The sequence below is a fragment of the Lactobacillus kullabergensis genome (genome assembly GCF_000967195.1).
GTDB lineage: Bacteria > Bacillota > Bacilli > Lactobacillales > Lactobacillaceae > Lactobacillus > Lactobacillus kullabergensis.
The window spans coordinates 1,514,836-1,534,664 of sequence record NZ_KQ033871.1 but is presented as its reverse complement, the minus strand read 5'-3'; the positions used below and the strand labels follow the sequence as shown (position 1 = coordinate 1,534,664).

The following is a 19,829-nucleotide window of genomic DNA, read 5'->3' as shown; positions in this document are numbered from 1 at the left end:
GTGTGACATTATGTTTAAAAAAATTTTGATAGCGAATCGTGGAGAAATTGCTATAAGGATAATTCGAGCTTTACGCGAAATGGGAATTAAGTCGGTTGCTGTTTATTCGACGGCCGATAAACATGCCCAACATGTTAAAGAAGCTGATGAGGCCATATGTATTGGTTCTCCTCAGCCAGCCGATTCGTATTTAAATATGCAAAATATTATCAGTGCGGCTGTTTTAACGGGAGCAGATGCAATTCATCCAGGATACGGTTTTTTATCAGAGAGTCCTGAATTCGCTCAAATGTGTGAAGAATGCCACCTGGTTTTTATTGGTCCCAAGTCTAAAACCATTTCTTTAATGGGAAATAAGGCTAACGCTCGGGAAATGATGCGCAAGAATAATATACCTGTTATTCCTGGAAGTGATGGAATTGTTAAAGATGCTGCAGCTGCAGTGAAAATTGCAAATAAAGTGGGCTACCCTGTAATGCTTAAAGCCGTTGCAGGTGGTGGCGGAAAAGGAATAAGACGTGTGACTCAAGCTGCTGACTTAACAGAAGCATTTAACCAGGCACAAGAAGAAGCCAGAATTTCTTTTGGAGACGACAGAATGTATCTGGAAAAAATTATTTCCCCAGCCAAACACGTCGAAGTACAGATCATGGCAGATAAAACAGGACATGTGGTAGCACTTCCCGAAAGAGACTGCTCAATGCAACGTCACCAGCAAAAAGTAATTGAAGAAACGCCTTGTTCACAAATTAGTGCAAAAGAAAGAGACTATTTGCAACAGATAACTGTTAAAGCAATAAAGGCAATAAATTATGAAAATGTTGGTACTATCGAATTTTTAATGGATCCTGCTCATCATTTCTATTTTATGGAGATGAATACCAGGATTCAGGTTGAACATTCAATTACAGAAGAAGTTGCTCATGTCGATCTCGTTAAAGAACAAGTTAATATTGCTGCAGGCAAAGATTTGAGCATATCTCAAGAAGATGTGCATGTCCATGGCGCTGCAATTGAGGCTCGTATTAATGCAGAGGATCCTAGCAAAAATTTCTGCCCCCAAGCTGGTAAGATTGCAAAAATGGTATTACCAAGTGGTTTGGGTATTAGAATTGAAAGTGGAGTTCACAGTGGAGATACCGTTTCACCATTTTACGATTCGATGATTGTCAAAATTATTGCACATGCAACTAACAGACAAATGGCAATTAAGCGTTTGCTTGATGCACTTACGGAATTTGAGATTACAGGTTTAGTTACTAACCGCGATTTTTTGATTGCTTTGCTTAATGATGATAAATTTCAGACCGGTACATATTTAACAACGTATATAGATCAAGAATTTTTACCTAATTATCTTCAGCGACTGAGAAATAATGAAAAGGAAGCGCAAGTTAATGGCAATTAGATTTGCAAGTCATCCCCATGGTGCCTTAAAAAAGTATCAGGAAAATGTTCCTAAAGGTATTTTTAGGATTTGCCCTAAATGTGGCAGTAAATTTTATTTTCATCGTGCTGGTAAATATCAGCTGTGCCCTAATTGTGGCTACGGTTTTCGGGTAACCGCCAGAGCTCGCTTGAAAATGCTGACAAAGGACTTTACGGAATGGGATGCAGATTTAACGACTACTGATCCCCTCAATTTTCCTGATTATCAAGCTACAATTAAAAAAATGCAGTCCAAAACTAAACTTAAGGATGCGGTTTTAACCGGTCAAGCCAATATTGCCGGTTACGAAACTGCTTTGGGTATTATGGATCCGGTGTTTATAATGGGCAGTCTGGGAACAGCCACTGGTGAGCGAATAACTCGCTTGTTTGAAAAAGCAACCACCAAGAAATTACCCGTTGTTTTGTTCACCGCCTCGGGTGGTGCCAGAATGCAGGAAGGAATTCATTCACTAATGCAAATGGCTAAAATCTCGCAGGCAGTTAATGACCATCGCGCAGCACATTTGCTTTATGTCAGCGTAATTATGGATCCCACAACTGGCGGTGTCACTGCCAGTTTTGCTTCGCAGGCAGACATTATTTTAGCTGAACCTAAAGCTTTATTAGGTTTTGCCGGACGCAGAGTAATTGAACAGACTATTAATAAGAAACTGCCACCAGATTTTCAGACAGTTGAGCATGCCTACCAAAACGGCTTTATTGATAGTATTGTTCCTCGTGATGAACAGGTAGCCAAACTTAGTCAGATACTTAAAATTTTTGCTGCAGAAAAATGGGAGGCTCAAGTTCATGGCGAGTGATAAAATTTTAGCCATTATGGATGGGGCAAGAAGTGACCATAAAAGTAACATGCATCGTCTGGTAATTCAACTGTTTCCAGATTTTTTTGAAATGCACGGAGACCGCACAAGTAGTGATGATGCAGCCATAATCGCGGGTTTTGCAACCATAAAAGGTATGAGTGTCTGCGTCATTGCAACTAATAAGGGACAAGAATTAAAAGAGCGCATGGCAACGAATTTTGGCAGTCCCTTGCCCCAAGGTTATCGTAAAGCATTGCGGGTAATGAAAACAGCTGCCAAAATGAGTATTCCCATTGTCACGCTTATCAATACCCCAGGCGCCTATCCGGGAGCAGAGGCAGAAAAGAATGGTCAAGGACAGGTTATTGCTACTAATATTAGTGAAATGCTGCAGTTAAAGGTACCAATTCTAACTATTATTATTGGTGAAGCCGGCTCAGGTGGAGCGTTGGCCTTGGCCTGCAGTGATGAAGTATGGATGCTGGAACACAGCATGTATACAGTTTTGTCACCTGAAGGATTTGCTTCAATTATGTGGAAAGATGCTAAACTAGCCACAAAAGCTGCAGAAATAATGCACATTGAACCTGAGTGGTTAAAGAAACAGGGCATAGTTGAACTGGTTTTGCCTGAACAAGTTTTAGAAAACCAAGCAGAAGGACTAAAAGAATTAATTGAGCAGAAGTTGAAAAAATTTCAGAAGATAAATTTAACCGATTTACTAGATAAAAGACATGCAAGATACCGCAAGTTCTAAAAGAATTTAACCTAATTAATAAAAAATATATTGCTTTAAATATTTAATTAGTTTTTAATTAAAATAGAATTTTAACAGAACTAGCGCGAAACGAGAAAAATCATGTTAGAGAAAAAACCATACTTATTGTCACGCTTAGTTAGTGGCTTGGGCAACTCGCTTTATGGCATGGTTTTTATTTGGTGGATCCAAATTCAAACCAAAAGTTCAACTATGGTTGGCATTACTAATGCTATTTTCACAGTAACTGCTGCTCTTTCTATTTTTTATGGTCCTTTTATTGACAGTCACTCTTTTAAGAAAACCAGCATCTATTCTATGGTGATACAGGTAGTCTTATTGTTTATGCTTACAGCTGTGATGATTTATTTTAGCCAAAGTTATATTTTAGCTATTATTATTGCTGGATTACTATCAATTTGTGATGAATTTTTTAATCCTGCTGATCGCGCTATTTTAAAAGAATCTCTTCTGGATGAAACAGAAATGACTAGTATTATTTCCAAGATTAATATCGTGGATCAACTGGTAAATGTTGGTGGCATTGCACTTTCTGGTTCATTACTGGCTTTTATGGCAAGCGGAGACATTATTTTAGCTTGTGCCTGCTTGAGTTTACTGGGGCTGTTATTGTTAATTGCAGCTCTGAGAAAAATACCTGTTCATAATGCATTTAAAGAAAAAGAAAGCCAAGCAGAAGGCCTAACTAAATATTGGCAAAAGATTTTCAGTGGCTACAGTTACATTAAGGAAAATGTCTTTTTATTGCACTATCTTTGGTCTGGCTTGCTTTATTCGTTTGCACAACCTGCAATGATTTTAATTTTACCTCGTATAGCCGCAAAAGCGGGACAGCCGGCACTTTATAGCACTTTCTACATATGCATACTGGCGGGAATAATACTGGGAGCCTTAATAGCCGGCAAAATGAAAGCAAAAATTATAACAGTTGGCTGGGCTTGGACTATTAGCGCCATACCGCTTATTTTGATGTTGTTTTCTTTAAAAAACATGGTACTTCTTTGCGCATTGCTTTTTCTTTTTGGTCCTGTTACCAGTATTCATAACGTTCTTGCAGAATCTGTCATTCAGACTTCCACAGCAGACAATTATTTGGGGCGAGTTTTAACAACAATCAGAACTTTTGCCAATATTGGTGGACCCGTTTCGTCAGTTGTTTCTGGCATAATTCTTGATCATGTTGGTGAAAAATTTATTATTGTTCTTTGTGCAAGCTTAATTATCATAGGTGGTATAAATATTTTGCTGGCAAGACCTAAAAAAACTATTTAAAGTAATTATTGGCGTTAAAAAATAATTTGTTTTATAATATTTTCTGCTAAAATTAAGAAGGACATTACGACATATTTGCTAATCTGGAAGGTTGGCTTTTTTATTTCAAAGAATCAGATAGATGACTAAAGTAAAAATTGATTTTACTAGCAAAATAATCCAAGGCAAAGATAGTGAAACTTTCAAGAAAAAAGCTGATGGCGAATTAATTGAATCTGCAGGTAATACCAGAGTTTTTTATTTGGAAGATGGCAAAATTCCCGTTAAAATATTAATTAAAGAAGATAATGTGATTATTAGGCGGGGAACTGACAGAAATAACTACTCACAACTCCATTTTGTCGTTGGTGAGCGCAAAGACTGTCGCTATGTTGCTCAAGGCTATCAAATGGATCTCCAAAGTACGACTGAATTTATTAAATTTTTCCCTAAAAATGATGGTTCAAGCGAACTTCAGATTGAATATAACCTATATAGTGGTCTATACTTAATAGGTAACTATGCCGTCACATTGATTTTTACTTGAACGCCTAGTAAAATAAGAAAGACTGTTTAAGAGAGAGGAATACATTGTGGGATTAAACGACTTTAAAAATAAAAATCGCAATGAATTATCAATGATTGAAGTTGCTCGCGCAATTTTAGAAGATAACAATAAGAGAATGGCTTTTGCTGATATTGTTAATGCAGTGCAAAAGTACCTAGGCGTCAGCGATGAAGAAATAAGGGAACGTTTGCCCCAATTCTACACTGACATGAATACCGATGGTGAATTCATTTCTATGGGTGAAAATGTGTGGGCTCTTCGTTCATGGTTTCCTTATGAATCTGTAGATGAAGAGGTTAATCACCCTGAAGACGAGGATGAAGAAGATACTCGGACACACCATAAAAAAGTTAATGCCTTTTTAGCAAGTGCTACAGGTAGCGATGATATCATTGACTATGATAATGATGATCCGGAAGACGAAGACTTGGATGCCACTGCTGATGATGAGCCTGATGACTTTGATGATGACGATGATTATGTCAATACAGATGATGACGATGATGAAGACTTGCCAGATGGCATTGAGGGTCAGTTGTCTGAATTGAATGATGATGACGACGAAGATGACGATGAATAATTTTCTTGACTTTGCGTCCTAAAATAGATAATATTTTATTTGGGCACGTTATGTGCGTTTAAGCTCCCGTATGGGAGCTTTTTTATTTTTGATTATTCTTATTTTTTGCAAAGGAGTTTGGGCTAATGACAAAATATATCTTCGTTACTGGCGGTGTCGTTTCTTCACTAGGTAAGGGCATCACTGCCTCTAGCTTAGGTCGATTACTAAAAAACCGCGGTTTAAAGGTGACAATGCAAAAGTTTGATCCGTATATTAACATTGACCCCGGAACAATGAATCCTTATCAACATGGGGAAGTGTTTGTCACTGATGATGGTACTGAGGCGGACCTTGATTTAGGACACTACGAAAGAATCGTTGACGTACGCACCAGCAAATATTCGAATGTTACTACCGGTAAAATTTATAAAGAAGTGCTGGAAAAAGAGCGACGCGGGGACTATCACGGAGCTACTGTTCAGGTCATTCCCCATATCACAGACATGATTAAGCAAAAAATTATGCGTGCTGGTCTGACCACTGATTCAGACGTTGTTATTTCAGAAATTGGTGGTACAGTTGGCGATATTGAATCTACTCCTTTTATGGAAGCTATCAGACAGATGCGTCGTGAAGTAGGTGAAGAAAATGTAATGTACATTCATTGTACGTTAGTGCCTTATTTACACGCAGCACAAGAAATGAAAACTAAGCCGACTCAACATTCTGTTGCCGAACTGCGCAGCATTGGTATTCAGCCCAATATGCTGGTGTTACGTGCTGAAATGCCAATTGACCAGGAGCATAAGGATAAAATTTCCAACTTCACTGATGTGCCAGTTGATCGCATTATTGAATCAATTAACGCACCAACACTTTTTGACTTGCCGTTAGCTTTCCAAAAGCAGGGGATGGATCAAAAGGTCTGTGATTTTCTCCATATTAAGAGTCCTAAGGATGAAGCTGATATGGCTGAATGGCAAAGGCTTGATGAAAGAGTTAAAAACTTGCAGCACACTACCACGATTACTCTTGTTGGTAAGTATGTTGAACTTGAGGATGCCTATATTTCCGTTACAGACGCCTTGAAGCATGCTGGTTATGCCTACAATACTGATGTCAAAATTAATAAAGTGCAGGCAGAAGACGTGACTGAAGATAATATTGCCGACTTTATGAAAGATTCTGATGGTTTAATCGTTCCCGGTGGTTTTGGTTCACGCGGTTTTGAGGGAATGATTACAGCAATTAAATATGCTCGGGAAAACGATATTCCGTTTTTAGGAGTTTGCCTGGGGATGCAGATGGCGACTGTCGAGTTTGCCCGTGATGTTTTGGGATATAAGGACGCTAATACCACCGAAGCAGATCCTAAGACTAAGCATAATGTAATTGACATTATGGCTGACAAACGTGATGAAGAAAATATTGGCGGAACCTTGCGTTTAGGTCTTTATCCAGCAACCTTGAAGAAGGGTACAAAGACTGCTGCTGCGTATGATAATCAAGATGTCATTCAGGAGCGTCACCGTCACCGTTACGAGTTTAATAATGAATATCGTGAAGCATTTGAAAAAGCAGGAATGACTTTTGCCGGAGTATCACCAGATAACCACTTAGTTGAAATTATTGAATTGACTAAAAACAAATTCTTCATTGCTGCACAATATCACCCTGAATTTTTGAGCCGACCGCAAAGGCCGGAAGGATTATATAAAGCATTTATTGGTGCTGCCTGTGGTCTTCCTGAAGAAAAGCTTTAATTGGCAAAGTTGAATAATACAAAAACCAGATTTTTGGGTGAGGGAAGGCAAAGGTCTTCTCTTGTTTTTTCTGTTAAATTCCTATAACATTATTATGACTAAACGAAATAGAAAAGGATTTTTTCGCCAATGAAGCAAATGATAATTCATGGTGGAAAGCCCCTGCAAGGTGATGTCTGGATCGGTGGTGCCAAAAACTCGACTGTTGCTTTAATTCCAGCATCAATATTGTCGCGTACACCAGTAACTTTGGAAGGTGTTCCAAGGATTGCAGATGTTGACAACTTAATGGATCTGCTCAGTGAAATGGATGTTGTGAGTGACTTTCACAATACAACATTGCGTATCAATCCAGAACACATTAAGATGAGCCCATTGCCAAGTGGTAAAATCAAGAGTTTGCGTGCATCCTATTATTTTATGGGTGCACTTCTTGGCCGTTTTGGTAAGGCTGTTGTGGGCTTCCCTGGTGGAGATGATATTGGTCCCCGCCCCATAGATCAACATATTAAGGGATTTGAAGCCTTAGGCGCATGTGTAAAAAATGAGAATGATCAAATAAAAATTACTTCCCCTGCAGAGGGACTTCATGGTGCTACTATTCATTTAGCAATGCCTTCTGTAGGTGCAACAATGAATATAATAATGGCATCAGTAACGGCTCAAGGACAAACTATTATTGATAATGCGGCTAAAGAACCTGAAATAATTGATTTAGCTACTTTTTTAAATAATATGGGTGCAGTCATTAGAGGTGCCGGGACCGATTCTATTAGGATTGAAGGCGTTGAACGACTTGAAGCCAAGACTCCTCATACAATTATTCCGGATCGAATCGAAGCTGGCACCTATATTTCTCTTGCTGGTTGTATTGGTAACGGCATCTGTATTCACAATATTATCGAAGAACACCTTGATTCTTACTTAGCTAAAGTAGAAGAAATGGGTGTGGTAATTGATGCCACAGAGGATTCGCTTTATGTTTATCCTGCTGGTGATTTAAAAATGACCCAAATTCGAACTTCTTCTTATCCGGGATTTGCGACAGATTTACAACAGCCGGTAACACCGCTTTTGCTTTCTGCTAAGTCCGGTGAAGGTGTCATCATTGACCAAATTTACCCCAAAAGAATTGGACACATTGAGCAATTACGCAAAATGGGTGCGGATATTAAGGTTGAAGACAATATCATTTTGGTCCATCCTACTGCTAAACTTCATGGTACTACGGTTTCTGCTGGCGAAATTCGCGCAGGAGCCTGTTTAATGATAGCCGGTTTAATGGCCGATGGTACAACTGTTATCAACAATGCTGGCAATATTTTAAGAGGCTATGATCGCGTCCAAGAAAAATTACGGTTGCTTGGAGCTGATGTAAAAATTCAGGATGTGCCTGAAAAGTAATGAGTTTGTAAGCTATAAAAAAAGAATATTATAAAGAGGCTATTCGTCAAGAATAGTCTTTTTATTTTTAAGGGTAGAATATCTTAAGAATAAGAATAAAAGATCTGGGACTTTGGAGTCTTGGGTCTTTTCACACTAAGTTTTATTTTTCACACAACAACTTTTTGTTTAAAAATTGTTTTCATTAATATAAACATGAAACCATTAACGGTAAGGAATGAACACAACTTATTTCTTTTCAGTAGCTTTTCACAGTAATAAAGAGTGAAAAAACTTCTGAAGTATTAATAAAGATAGGTTACAATGGCAATAAAAGAAAATATAAAATAGCTCAAAATTCGATAGTAGGGGTTAACATGCTAAAAGATGAAATACTAAGTTATTTAGATGCTAAAACTAAAAAAATTGACTTAGAAAGGTTGAATAAGGATTTTACGGCTGGTGGCATTGCCGAAGCTATACAAGCAAAGCGTAATACGGTTAGTTTGTACTTAAACCAACTAACAAAAGAACAAAAATTAGTTAAAATCACAACACGACCTGTACATTTCATTCATAAGGCAGAATTTGAAAAGAGTAATTTTCATTTAAAAAGTAATATCTACCATTCTATTTCAGATATTGAACGGGAAAAAGATAAGCAGGATATTTTAAAAGATTTTACCCAAATAAATCCCAGCCTGAAAGAAAGTATAGAACGGGTACGGGCGGCTATTCTCTATCCAAATGGTGGGCTACCATTACTGATAACGGGTGAAAGTGGAACTGGTAAAAGTTATTTAGTTAGTTTAATCAATCAATTTTGTCGAACACAAAAAATTATTAAGGTAAATGCTCCATTTATTACCGTTAATTGTGCCCAGTACGCTGATAATCCAGAATTATTAACCAGTAATTTATTTGGTTATAAAAAAGGTGCTTTTACAGGAGCAGATTTTGATCATGATGGAGCTTTTGTAGAAGCTGACGGTGGGATTCTCTTTTTAGATGAAGTCCATAGACTGGGATCAAAGGGACAAGAAAAATTGTTTACTTATCTTGATCAGGGGGTTGTGTATCCAGTTGGAGAAACTAAAAGAGGTAAGAAGGTTAATGTGCGCTTATGTTTTGCAACTACTGAAGACTTAGACGACAATTTTTTAGCTACATTTATGCGTAGAATTCCAGTAAAAATTACGTTACCGCCATTAAGTCAAAGAAGTAGAGAAGAACGACAAAATTTAGTTTTTACTTTACTTAAAAATGAGCAGAAAAAAATTGGCAAATCTCTGAAAATTAGCAATCAAGTATTAAAAAAGCTTTCTTCCTTTGAACCGTCAGGAAACATTGGCGATTTAAAGAATGCAATTAAATTAACGATTGCAAGAGCCAATGCAGAAAATAAAAAAGAAAAAGACATATCAATTACTGCTTCATTTTTACCTGATGAGGTTTTAAATAATAGTAAAAGTGATTCCTATCATTTTCAAAATAAGTCAATCGTTATTTCTGCCAATACCGAGTTAAAAGATTTGATTGCTCGCAACTCATCAGAAAAGAAGATTTTTGTTAATAGCTTACAAAGAATACTAACAATTTATATGCAAAGTAAGCATAATTTGCATCAATGCGAGTCAAAGTTAAAACAAGTAGTTTACCAGCTTTTTGACACGCTTCTTTTTGAAAAGGATAATAGAAAACAAATTCCCCTTTTATCATATATTATTGAAGGGGTTAAAAGAGTATTTGATCAGTTAACGAATGCATACCAATTAAAAATTAGCGGTAACGCCATCTACGCCGTTAGTTATTACCTATTTGAACGTCAAAAAATACAATTGACCATTGATGAATGCAATGATTTACAAACCCTGCTTGAACTTAATAAAAATGTTCAACAAAGGTATTCAGATGTCTATTTATATGTTTCACGGTTAGTGACTTTGATTAAGGATAACCTGGATATTGAGTTAAATGAAATAGACTATATTTTTCTAACAATTTACCTGAACAAATTGGAAATAATTACTAAAACTGGTTTAATTAAAGCTATTGTAATTGCACATGGTTACGCAACTGCAGGTAGTATTGCAAATGTTGTCAATAGGTTACTTAATACACACACCTTAGACGCGTTTGACATGCCAATTAATGTTAGTACTCAACAAATAGCTAACCAAATAATTGATTACAGTGAGAATAATGACATTTCACATGGATTAATTATATTGGTTGATATGGGATCACTGAAGAAAATTGAAAAACTTTTTCCCCGTCAGATAAATGCTCCTATTTTACTGATGAATAATGTTTCTACTCCGTTAGCTTTGGAAGTAGGGGAAAGTATTTTAAAGAAGCGCAGTTTTAAAGAAATTAGTGAACATGCAAGAAAAATAAGTCAACTAGATATTAAATTAACCTATCCGGCAAGAAATAAAATTAAAGTAATATTGACTACTTGCTATTCAGGGATAGGGACTGCTACGCATGTCGCCCGACTGCTGGAGCGCTGCCTGCCCTCTACGAAAAAAATTAAAATTATTGCTTATGATTTTCAAGCATTGCAGGATGCTCATAAAGTACAGGTAATAAAAAGAATGTATGATGTAGTTGGAATAATTGGAACGGAAAATCCACATATTGCAGGAATTAATTTCATTTTCTTGGAAAAAATATTGTCTGATAAGGGGACTGCAGAATTAAAAAACTGGTTTGCTGGTTCTTTTTCTAATGCTGAAATTGACACTATATCAAATAATTTAGTAAAAAATTTTTCTTTAGAACAGACAATCAACATGGTTACTATTTTAGATGCACCGAAAGTTATTGAAAACATTACAATTTTTATTCAAGAACTTGAAAGGCAATTTTCATTAATCCTGTCAAATCAAAAAAAATTTACTTTATATGTTCATGTTAGTTACTTAATTGAACGATTAGTCAGGAAAGAAAAGAATAATTTAAATCCAGAGTTTGAAGAACAATTTGTAAAAAAACATAATCAAGATATAGATAAAATTAATTCTGCCTTCAGTGTGATAAAGGAAAATTATAGTGTGAAAATACCTAGATCAGAGTTAATTTATGTTGATCAAATAATTTTTAATAAGCAGTAGAGAAGCCGATTAAAGGCTTTTTTTATTTCTTTGAAATCATTTGGCATAATATTTGCTAATAAAAAATTGGAAAACAAAATTGAGCTGAATCAATTAAAAATGAAAGATTGTTTTAGCAATGATTTTACTTTTGAGGAGGAAATAAAGTGAATGTACAGTTTTGGCAGATAGCATTAATAGTGTTATATGGCTTCTTTATTAATTATGATAAAAATGGACCAATGATTGGGACTTCTCAACCGGTAGTGGCCGGATTTTTAGTTGGACTCATTTTAGGGGATATACCTACTGGTCTTTATATTGGTGGTACCTTGCAATTAATGACTTTAGGTATTTCGAGTTTTGGTGGAGCTTCAGTACCAGATTACCAAACAGCAGCTTTAATTGGTACTTATATTGCCATTACTACAGGTCAAAAGGGTGCCATTGGTATAACACTGGCGATTCCTGTTGCTATGTTGATGGTTGAATTGGATGTATTAAAATGGACAGTCAATATTTACTTTCAAAATAAAGCTGAAAAATACGCAGATGAAGAAAAATACGGCAAAATTGAGTTAATGCAAATTTGTGGTTTACTTACCACAATGATGGCCTCAGGATTACCAGTTTTGTTAACAGTTATTGCAGGTCCTTCGTTAGTTAAATCGATTATTGCTTTTATTCCTCAATGGGTAACAGGTGGATTAACAGTTGCTGGTAACTTGCTTCCTGCTTTGGGTATTGGATTGTTACTGCGCTATTTACCAGTAAAAAGTTATTTTGGTTATTTAATTATTGGCTTCATTGCAGCCGTTTACTTAAAAATGACAGTTTTAGGTATCGCTCTTGCTGGAGCAGCTGTTGCGTTAATCCTTTATAAGAGAAATAGTGAGGAACAAGCTAATATTCAAAATACTGGAGGTATGAATGATGACGAGTAAAGCAGTAAGTAAAAAAACTAAAAATAGAGTTCTATTTAGGTGGATTTTAAATGGTGGCGCATCCTTAAACTATGAAAAAATGATGGGTCTATCTTATACGTATTCAATGCTTCCTTTTCTGAAAGAAAACTATAAAGGAGATCCAAAAGGGTTAAAAGAATCTGTTAAGACTCATCTACAGTTTTTTAACACAAATCCATACTTGGCACCATATGTATTGGGAATGAATATAGAAATTGAGGAAAAAGAAAAAGAAAAAAGTTTAAGCACAGTTATGGGTCTAAAAACTGGCTTGATGGGACCTTTGGCTGGATTAGGAGACAGCGTTTTTGTTGTCATTCCGTGGACAATTTTTGGAGCCATAGCTGCCAATATGGCATTAAATGGAAGTCCAGTAGGCATTTTTCTTTGGTTCATTGTAACTTGGCTTCTTCGTGGCTTGGGTATACCTTTGTTTAAAGCTGGAATGAAATCTGGTACAAGTCTTTTGGCTTCTATTGAAACAAAAATGAAGTTAATAACCGAAAGTGTTTCTATTTTAGGCCTAATGGTAGTCGGTGGATTAATTCCTACTGTTGTAAAACCGAACTTGGCACTTAAATTTAAACAAGGATCACTGTCAATGACAGGTAATCAAATTTTAGATCAAATTATGCCAGGGCTATTACCAGCAGCTTTAGTATTTGGTGTATATTATTTATTGAGTAAAAAGGTAAAACCAATATATATAATATTAATTATTATTGCACTTTCAATAATCTTGTATGTATTAGGTATAATGAAATAAATTTAGAAAGAGTTTATGTGATGGAAGGTATTATTCATATCAGAATTGATGACCGATTAATTCACGGCCAGGTTGCTACTTTATGGACTAATGAATTGGGAGTTACTAGAATAATGGTGATTAATGATCAAGTAGCAAATAATGAGGTACAGAAAACGATGCTCAGAATGGCAGCTCCGTCAAACGTTTCTACTTCTCTATTAACTGAAGAAAAGGCTGTAAATAATATTCAGAGTGGCAAATATAAAGGTCAAAGAGTATTAGTGATTGTTAAAGATCCAGAGACAATACTTAGATTAATGGATAAAGGCTTAGATATTAAAAAGGTGAATGTGGGTAATATGTCTACACGAGATAATACACACCATATTAAACCAAGTGTTAGTATTACGTCTGATGAAGAAAAAGCATTCCGTACTCTTTTGGAACGTGGCGTTGAGATTACAGCCGTAATGGTACCCACAGACAAATTAGTTTATTTAAAAGACATACTTTAGATTTTAATAAATAAGGAGAGAAGAGAATTGTATAACATTGTCATAGCATCACACGGACCATTTGCTGAAGCGATGAAAAATTCAGTAAAGCTTTTCTTTCCTGATGAGAGAAAAATAACAACTGTGAGTATAGGCGAAAAAGGCTTAACTAGTTTTCAAACTGACTTAGATAAAATATTTAATAGTATCGAAGGCCAAAGTACACTTTTTTTAGTTGATTTATCATATGGCACGCCTTTTAACGAGATTGCAAAAAGAATATTCCTTGTCAAAAATGACTCTGATATAATAGCAGGAGCTAATATGCCGACGTTGATAGAAGCTATAAATATGCGTAATCAGGGTTACTCATTACAAGAAGTTATTCCTAGACTAATGAATATAAGTAAATTACAAACATACTCAGAGAAATTGAAAAAAATACAAAATAATCCAGAAGACGAGTAAAAAAGAAGTAGTAAGCAAATGTCTTACTACTTTTGTTAGTTTGAAGGAACTAAAATGAATTTAATTGATAAAGCAAATGAGACACTAAAAAGTAATTCACATAAGTATAAATATCATCTTGCACCAAATTCTGGTTGGTCCAATGATCCAAATGGATTAATTTACTATAAAGGCAGCTATCATGTTTTCATGCAAAATGATCCTTTTAGTACCACTGCTAATAAAATCTTTTGGGGTCATTTTGTGTCTAAAGATTTGGTTCATTGGCAGCAAGTTAAGTTTGCTTTGGCTCCAGATCAAAAATATGATAAGGATGGCTGTTATTCAGGAAGTGCAATTGTATTTCAAAATAAACTTTTTTTATTTTATGCTGGACACAGAAATGAAAAAAATACTTATGTCGAGTCGATCTGTGTAGCAGAAAGCCAGGACGGAATTAATTTTACTAAGAGCAAAAATAACCCCATTATTAGTAGAGATTCCACTATTAATACAAAAAGATTTAGAGATCCAAAGATTATTTTTAAAAACAATTATTTCTATATAATTGTTGGAGGTGAAAGCACTGATCAAATTGGACAATTGCTTCTATATCAAGGAAATAATATATATGGTCCATGGAAATATTTGAAAAGAATTTCAAATAAAAGGAGCGAACAGGGAAATATGTTAGAGTGTCCAGATTATTTTGACATTTCAGGAAAACATATTCTTCTTTGTTCGCCTAAAGGAATGAAAACAAGTGAAAAGCACGGTTTTGGATCTTTTTATTATTTCAATAATTTGAAATTTAATAATGAATTTTTGCCAACACCACAAAATCTAGACTATGGTTATGATTTTTATGCCCCGCAGACATTGTTTGATCCTGTAAAAAAACGCAGATTATTAATTGGCTGGTCAGGTTTACCGACTGAACAGGAAAAGGAAAGACAAAATAATTTTATTAGTATAGGTGCGTTAACACTTCTTCGAGAATTAACAATAAAGAATGAAAAATTGTTTCAAAAACCAGTAAATGAATATAAGAAATTGAGGTATAACAAAAAAGAATTTACAGCTGAAACTAGCATATGTACTAATTTTTCTGAATTTACTTTTAAACAGGTTCCAAGTGAATTCAATTTTGAACTTTCTTCAAATTCAGCTAGTTATAAACTGACAGTTGAAAATAATATTTTATTTTTAAAGGTTAAAGATCGTATTCGTAAGCATAATCAAAAAATAAACGATTTGAAAAAAATTAGTAATTTAGATCTATATATAGATAAGGACTTAATCGAACTATATCTGAATGATGGAGAATTTGTTTTTACTAGTAAATGTGAATTTGAGTCTTCAAAAATAAAAGTAGATTTTGATAGTAAGGATAAAGTGGTAGGATTTAGTTATCAAATAAATTCGATTTATAGATAAGGAGATATAAATGTTACTAGGATCAATTGAGGCCGGTGGTACAAAATTTGTATGTGCGGTGGGCAATGAGAATTATCAAATTAAGGATCAAACAACTTTTCCCACTACGACACCAGAGGAAACCTTACAAAAAACGGTAGATTATTTTAAGCAGTTTGAAGTTGATGCAATTGGAATTGCGTCTTTTGGACCAATTGAAATACGGAAAACGGCGCCTAATTATGGTTTCATTACTGATACCCCCAAAAAAGGCTGGAGCAATACTGACTTTGTCGGATTTTTGACAAAAACAATTAAAGTACCAGTTTTCTTTACTACTGATGTTAATGGTTCTGCTTTTGGCGAATACGTGATGTCACAGTTATCAAATGAAGATGTTGATTCACTTGTTTACTACACGATTGGCACTGGTGTCGGTGGCGGAGCTATTATTAACGGCAAGTTGGTAGGCTCTTTAGGTCATCCCGAAATGGGACACGTTAAAGTTAAGCGCCATCCAGATGACTTGGATTTTGCTGGTGTTTGTCCTTTTCATAAAGATTGCTTGGAAGGTTTGGTTTCAGGTCCTACATTTGAAGCACGTCTTAATAAATCTGGAAAAGATGTGCCGCTTACCGATCCTGTGTGGGATATTATGAGCTACTATGTAGCACAGGCAGCCTTGCAAGTCACTTTAATTTTACGCCCGGACAAAATTGTCTTTGGCGGCGGCGTTACCAGTGAAAAGTTTCTAGAAAAAGTACGGCGTGATTTTGCGACATTACTGAACGGTTATGTGCATGTTCCACCACTTGAGGAATATATAACAATGCCGGAAATCAGTAATAATGGTTCTGCGACTGTTGGTGATTTTGCTTTGGCAAAAAGATTATTACGAGAATAATAAAAAATGTTCTTAAACATATTACGTTCAAGAACATTTTTTGTTTTCTGTGATTATCAACTTTAACAAACAGTACTTTCAAATTTTACTTTGTAGGCAGGATATCTTGACTCTTCGTATTCAAATGGTATACCTTTTTTGGTGTACCCTATGCTGGTAAACTTTAAAATTGGTTCACTTTTATCTATCTTTAAATAAAGGTAGTCGGGCGATTCCTCTCTAACGACTTCAATTGTGCGTTTAGCCTTGTTTAATTTAAGTCCATTGTCTTTCAAAGCTGTAAATAAAGATTTCTTACTAAAATCCTGATTTATTAGGTTGCCATCAAATTTTAGTGGGATATAGGACCTAGCAACACACATTGGTGTTTCTTTTATATAACGTATTCTTGACAGAACAAAAATAGGATCGCCTTTTTCAAGATTTAGCTTTTTAGCGATATTTTCATCCGCATATTCTACTGATTGTTGTAAAACTTTTGAAGAAGTTGGTTTTTGTTGGTGTTCGGCATCTTCAAAAAAACCAATAAATGTGCTTAGCTCATGATCTACATATTTATCTTGGTTTGATACAGCCTGATTAATTATATAGCCTCGACCATAGTCTTTAGTTATCAGACCATCTTGTTCTAAAGATGTTAAGGCTTTTCTGATTGTTGGCCGGCTTACTTCGTATTTTTCTGATAAACTTCTTTCAGAAGGAATTAAACCGGTTTTGTCTGCCACTTTAATGTATTGATTGAAAATCTTTTCTTTTATTTGTTTATATATCATTAATAATCACACCCAATATGAGTATAAATTTTGGAACCTGATCCAAGTTTTGTAACTTGTAGAATTATATAACAAGCATAGCTATTGACAAAATTGCTAGTTTAAAAAAACTAACAAATTTCATTTAATTTTAGCGAAATTTCTTATATATTTAAGTGTATACTTCAATAGTAGTTCCTAGCAAGATAACTAGCTCTATCCTATTTTAATACTCTTTTTCAAAGTTAAACTAATATAGTAAATATTAATTCTATCATATATAAGACTCATTTAGTGATTTTCAGTTGAACAAAGAAAAAATGTGTAAAACAGCAAATAATGCGTTTTGCACATTTTTTAATTAATAACAATTCTTTACTTTAGGATATTCAGATAAACTCCTGCAATAGCAAGGACGAAAATTCCTAATATTAACCAGATTACCTTAACCTTTTTCTTTAACAGGTAATACATTAAAAAGGTTAAGCCAAGAGGCAGTAGTCCGGGAAAGATATCATTAAGAATGCTTTGAACATTAATTGTGCCACCAGCAGTTTTAAAGATTGCAGAAATCTTAAAGTTAACTAATGAAGATGTCATAGAACCAATGGACATTAAACCAACAATGGAAGCGGCCAACGTAAATTTTTCAAGATAATTTCCTTCATAAGCTTTTTCCATTGCCTTGGCACCCATGCTATAACCTAATCTTATTCCACCATAGCGACCAATAAAATGTAAAGTAGTATAGATTAAAAAGTAGAGAATTGGTCCTAAAATATTACCTTGAGTAGCAAGAGAAAGACCAATTCCTGCAGCAATTACTCTAAATGTTCCCCAATATAAAGTATCTCCGATTCCAGCTACAGGACCCATCAATGCAGCTTTTAAGGAGGAAATAGCCTCAACGTTAAAATCCGGGTCAACGGAGTTTTCTTCTTCTAAAGCTAATGACATTCCCATAATAAATGTAGCTATGTGTGGAGTCGTATTAAAAAGAGCTGTATTTCGTAATGCAGATTCGTAGAGCTTATCATCATTGCCAGCATAAATCTTTTTAAGAGCTGGTAAAATTGAAAAAGTATAGCCCATTCCTTGCATGTCTGTATAAGATTCTGATCCTTGTAATGCAAAAGAGCGCCAGAATACTCGATTTAAATCCTTTACTGTTAATTTCTTTTTAGCCATAAAAAATCACCTCTATTTACTGTTGATTATTCTTTGCTGCATTACTTTTTTGAGTTATTAAAAGTGCAATAAGTAAAGCCAGTACTGAGACCCCAATTACCGGCATCTTTAAATATGAACTAAGAATAAAGCCAATAAAGAAGTATGGAGCAACTTTTTTATCCATCATCATTAGTATTAACATTGCAAATCCAACTGCTGGAAGCAAACCAGCCGCGACTGAAAAAGAAGTCATTATCTTTGTTGGTAATAAAGCTATTAAAGACTGAGCAGCTTTTGTTCCTAGTTGAAGTACTAAGAAAGTCAAGATTCCAGAAGGCAGTCTGAGAATTAATGGGAAAAAATGCCATCTTTGCATACTCTTAAAATTATGTCTTTTAATTGCGTCTCTGCCTTTTTTGATAGTGTAAGAGTTAAGTGTGAAGGCCAGCATGTTAAGTCCTTGAGCAACTATGGCAAATGGCATTGCTAACGTTACTGCAACATTAGTACTTGCACCACTTTGGATTGCTAGTGCCGTTGCGATAGCACTGGCTACTCCAACATCGGGAGGTAAGGCTGCACCAATAGTAACTATACCAATAAACATTGCTTCTAAAGCTGCACCAATGACAATGCCTTTTTGTAAATCGCCTAATATAAGACCGACAACAGGCCCAATAATAATAGGACGATTCATCATTGATGCCCCGAGATATCTTTCATCAAGTTGTGAAATATAAGCAACAAGAGCTATAAGTAAGTTCTTTAATATCATTTAAATTCATCCCTTTCAAAATAATTGGAATTAAATTAATAAAAATCTTTCTTGGAAGTTGGTGTGCCTTGAATGTAAATCTTAAAGCCATCTTTTTTTATTTCTTCTAATGCTAATTTTTCTTCTTGAGTTACATAAATAGATCCAGAAATTTTTTCTTTATTATCACCACTTTTTAGATTACCTAAGTTGATATCAAAATTTTCTTTTCCTTTTAGTTCTTTGACTATTTTGCTGGCATCGATCGGATTGCCAACTACTACCATAACTTTACTTTCTTTTACCTCTTGGTATGTTTTAGCAAAATCTTTAGGATCAATTATTCTAGCTTCGACCCCCGATGGTTTGGCCAAAAGCAAAGCCATTTTTTGTAATTGATCATTAGCTGCTGTCTTGTCTACCGCTATGATTATGTCAGCGTTAGCTGCCTTAGACCAAGCCATTGCAACTTGTCCGTGGATAAGACGGTCATCAATTCTGAATAGTGAAATCATGTTTTACTC

General features: G+C 35.1%; 19 protein-coding genes. 15 read left to right on the top strand and 4 right to left on the bottom strand.

Annotated features, from left to right (window positions below; all coding sequences use genetic code 11):
• The first annotated feature begins 10 nt into the window (after positions 1 to 10).
• From JF76_RS07810 to scrK, 15 genes are all read left to right on the top strand, one after another.
• Positions 11 to 1,408, top strand: coding sequence for an acetyl-CoA carboxylase biotin carboxylase subunit (locus JF76_RS07810; RefSeq protein ID WP_045928523.1), 1,398 nt, complete (start codon positions 11 to 13; stop codon positions 1,406 to 1,408).
• Positions 1,398 to 2,252 carry an acetyl-CoA carboxylase carboxyltransferase subunit beta gene (locus JF76_RS07805; protein WP_045928522.1) on the top strand — a complete coding sequence of 285 codons (855 nt, stop codon included), beginning with the start codon at positions 1,398 to 1,400 and terminating at the stop codon, positions 2,250 to 2,252. The genes JF76_RS07810 and JF76_RS07805 overlap by 11 nt, the downstream gene beginning before the upstream one ends.
• On the top strand, positions 2,242 to 3,012 hold the full coding sequence (gene accA / locus JF76_RS07800) for an acetyl-CoA carboxylase carboxyltransferase subunit alpha (protein WP_045928521.1): 771 nt from the start codon (positions 2,242 to 2,244) through the stop codon (positions 3,010 to 3,012). Before JF76_RS07805 ends, accA begins: the two co-directional genes overlap by 11 nt.
• A 102-nt stretch (positions 3,013 to 3,114) precedes the next feature.
• Positions 3,115 to 4,305 carry an MFS transporter gene (locus tag JF76_RS07795; protein WP_045928520.1) on the top strand — a complete coding sequence of 397 codons (1,191 nt, stop codon included), beginning with the start codon at positions 3,115 to 3,117 and terminating at the stop codon, positions 4,303 to 4,305.
• Positions 4,306 to 4,426: 121 nt separating this feature from the next.
• Positions 4,427 to 4,831 carry a YwiB family protein gene (locus JF76_RS07790; protein ID WP_045928519.1) on the top strand — a complete coding sequence of 135 codons (405 nt, stop codon included), beginning with the start codon at positions 4,427 to 4,429 and terminating at the stop codon, positions 4,829 to 4,831.
• A gap of 46 nt (positions 4,832 to 4,877) precedes the next feature.
• Positions 4,878 to 5,432: a DNA-directed RNA polymerase subunit delta gene (gene rpoE / locus JF76_RS07785; RefSeq protein ID WP_045928518.1), complete on the top strand. Its 555-nt coding sequence runs from the start codon at positions 4,878 to 4,880 to the stop codon at positions 5,430 to 5,432.
• A gap of 125 nt (positions 5,433 to 5,557) precedes the next feature.
• A complete protein-coding gene (locus tag JF76_RS07780) occupies positions 5,558 to 7,177 on the top strand; it encodes a CTP synthase (RefSeq protein ID WP_045928517.1) in 1,620 nt (539 codons plus the stop codon).
• Positions 7,178 to 7,306: 129 nt separating this feature from the next.
• Positions 7,307 to 8,581 (top strand): UDP-N-acetylglucosamine 1-carboxyvinyltransferase, encoded by a 1,275-nt coding sequence (locus JF76_RS07775; protein ID WP_045928516.1) that lies wholly within the window; start codon positions 7,307 to 7,309, stop codon positions 8,579 to 8,581.
• A 356-nt stretch (positions 8,582 to 8,937) separates the two neighbouring features.
• Entirely contained in the window at positions 8,938 to 11,676 is a 2,739-nt protein-coding gene (locus JF76_RS07770) for a sigma 54-interacting transcriptional regulator (RefSeq protein WP_045928515.1), read from the top strand.
• Positions 11,677 to 11,822: 146 nt separating this feature from the next.
• On the top strand, positions 11,823 to 12,599 hold the full coding sequence (locus tag JF76_RS07765; protein WP_045928514.1) for a PTS mannose/fructose/sorbose/N-acetylgalactosamine transporter subunit IIC: 777 nt from the start codon (positions 11,823 to 11,825) through the stop codon (positions 12,597 to 12,599).
• Positions 12,586 to 13,386: a PTS system mannose/fructose/sorbose family transporter subunit IID gene (locus JF76_RS07760; protein ID WP_156962771.1), complete on the top strand. Its 801-nt coding sequence runs from the start codon at positions 12,586 to 12,588 to the stop codon at positions 13,384 to 13,386. The genes JF76_RS07765 and JF76_RS07760 overlap by 14 nt, the downstream gene beginning before the upstream one ends.
• Positions 13,387 to 13,406: 20 nt before the next feature.
• Positions 13,407 to 13,883 carry a PTS sugar transporter subunit IIB gene (locus JF76_RS07755; protein ID WP_045928512.1) on the top strand — a complete coding sequence of 159 codons (477 nt, stop codon included), beginning with the start codon at positions 13,407 to 13,409 and terminating at the stop codon, positions 13,881 to 13,883.
• A gap of 27 nt (positions 13,884 to 13,910) precedes the next feature.
• Positions 13,911 to 14,330: a PTS sugar transporter subunit IIA gene (locus JF76_RS07750; protein ID WP_052697102.1), complete on the top strand. Its 420-nt coding sequence runs from the start codon at positions 13,911 to 13,913 to the stop codon at positions 14,328 to 14,330.
• A 54-nt stretch (positions 14,331 to 14,384) separates the two neighbouring features.
• Positions 14,385 to 15,746, top strand: coding sequence for a glycoside hydrolase family 32 protein (locus tag JF76_RS07745; RefSeq protein ID WP_045928511.1), 1,362 nt, complete (start codon positions 14,385 to 14,387; stop codon positions 15,744 to 15,746).
• 10 nt (positions 15,747 to 15,756) lie between these two features.
• Positions 15,757 to 16,629, top strand: a complete 873-nt coding sequence (scrK, locus tag JF76_RS07740) for a fructokinase ScrK (protein ID WP_045928510.1) — start codon at positions 15,757 to 15,759, stop codon at positions 16,627 to 16,629.
• A 62-nt stretch (positions 16,630 to 16,691) separates the two neighbouring features.
• Here the strand turns inward: scrK and JF76_RS07735 are convergent, their stop codons facing one another.
• The 4 genes from JF76_RS07735 to JF76_RS07720 all read right to left on the bottom strand — a co-directional run bounded on the left by JF76_RS07735 (position 16,692) and on the right by JF76_RS07720 (position 19,820).
• A complete protein-coding gene (locus JF76_RS07735; protein ID WP_045928509.1) occupies positions 16,692 to 17,402 on the bottom strand; it encodes a GntR family transcriptional regulator in 711 nt (236 codons plus the stop codon).
• 354 nt (positions 17,403 to 17,756) lie between these two features.
• Complete coding sequence (locus JF76_RS07730) at positions 17,757 to 18,569, bottom strand: PTS system mannose/fructose/sorbose family transporter subunit IID (RefSeq protein ID WP_045928508.1); 813 nt, start codon at positions 18,567 to 18,569, stop codon at positions 17,757 to 17,759.
• A gap of 16 nt (positions 18,570 to 18,585) precedes the next feature.
• Complete coding sequence (locus tag JF76_RS07725) at positions 18,586 to 19,326, bottom strand: PTS mannose/fructose/sorbose/N-acetylgalactosamine transporter subunit IIC (protein WP_052697101.1); 741 nt, start codon at positions 19,324 to 19,326, stop codon at positions 18,586 to 18,588.
• A gap of 35 nt (positions 19,327 to 19,361) precedes the next feature.
• Positions 19,362 to 19,820, bottom strand: coding sequence for a PTS sugar transporter subunit IIB (locus JF76_RS07720; RefSeq protein WP_045928507.1), 459 nt, complete (start codon positions 19,818 to 19,820; stop codon positions 19,362 to 19,364).
• Positions 19,821 to 19,829: the final 9 nt, after the last annotated feature.

What these genes read in the sequence shown, in the direction of transcription:
- JF76_RS07760 (WP_156962771.1), top strand. Translation starts at nt 12,586, where the DNA reads ATGATGACGAGTAAAGCAGTAAGTAAAAAAACTAAAAATAGAGTTCTA.
- JF76_RS07735 (WP_045928509.1), bottom strand. Translation starts at nt 17,402, where the DNA reads ATGATATATAAACAAATAAAAGAAAAGATTTTCAATCAATACATTAAA.
- JF76_RS07730 (WP_045928508.1), bottom strand. Translation starts at nt 18,569, where the DNA reads ATGGCTAAAAAGAAATTAACAGTAAAGGATTTAAATCGAGTATTCTGG.
- JF76_RS07810 (WP_045928523.1), top strand. Translation starts at nt 11, where the DNA reads ATGTTTAAAAAAATTTTGATAGCGAATCGTGGAGAAATTGCTATAAGG.
- JF76_RS07790 (WP_045928519.1), top strand. Translation starts at nt 4,427, where the DNA reads ATGACTAAAGTAAAAATTGATTTTACTAGCAAAATAATCCAAGGCAAA.
- accA (WP_045928521.1), top strand. Translation starts at nt 2,242, where the DNA reads ATGGCGAGTGATAAAATTTTAGCCATTATGGATGGGGCAAGAAGTGAC.
- JF76_RS07775 (WP_045928516.1), top strand. Translation starts at nt 7,307, where the DNA reads ATGAAGCAAATGATAATTCATGGTGGAAAGCCCCTGCAAGGTGATGTC.
- JF76_RS07725 (WP_052697101.1), bottom strand. Translation starts at nt 19,326, where the DNA reads ATGATATTAAAGAACTTACTTATAGCTCTTGTTGCTTATATTTCACAA.
- JF76_RS07795 (WP_045928520.1), top strand. Translation starts at nt 3,115, where the DNA reads ATGTTAGAGAAAAAACCATACTTATTGTCACGCTTAGTTAGTGGCTTG.
- JF76_RS07770 (WP_045928515.1), top strand. Translation starts at nt 8,938, where the DNA reads ATGCTAAAAGATGAAATACTAAGTTATTTAGATGCTAAAACTAAAAAA.
- JF76_RS07720 (WP_045928507.1), bottom strand. Translation starts at nt 19,820, where the DNA reads ATGATTTCACTATTCAGAATTGATGACCGTCTTATCCACGGACAAGTT.
- JF76_RS07755 (WP_045928512.1), top strand. Translation starts at nt 13,407, where the DNA reads ATGGAAGGTATTATTCATATCAGAATTGATGACCGATTAATTCACGGC.
- JF76_RS07805 (WP_045928522.1), top strand. Translation starts at nt 1,398, where the DNA reads ATGGCAATTAGATTTGCAAGTCATCCCCATGGTGCCTTAAAAAAGTAT.
- JF76_RS07745 (WP_045928511.1), top strand. Translation starts at nt 14,385, where the DNA reads ATGAATTTAATTGATAAAGCAAATGAGACACTAAAAAGTAATTCACAT.
- JF76_RS07780 (WP_045928517.1), top strand. Translation starts at nt 5,558, where the DNA reads ATGACAAAATATATCTTCGTTACTGGCGGTGTCGTTTCTTCACTAGGT.
- scrK (WP_045928510.1), top strand. Translation starts at nt 15,757, where the DNA reads ATGTTACTAGGATCAATTGAGGCCGGTGGTACAAAATTTGTATGTGCG.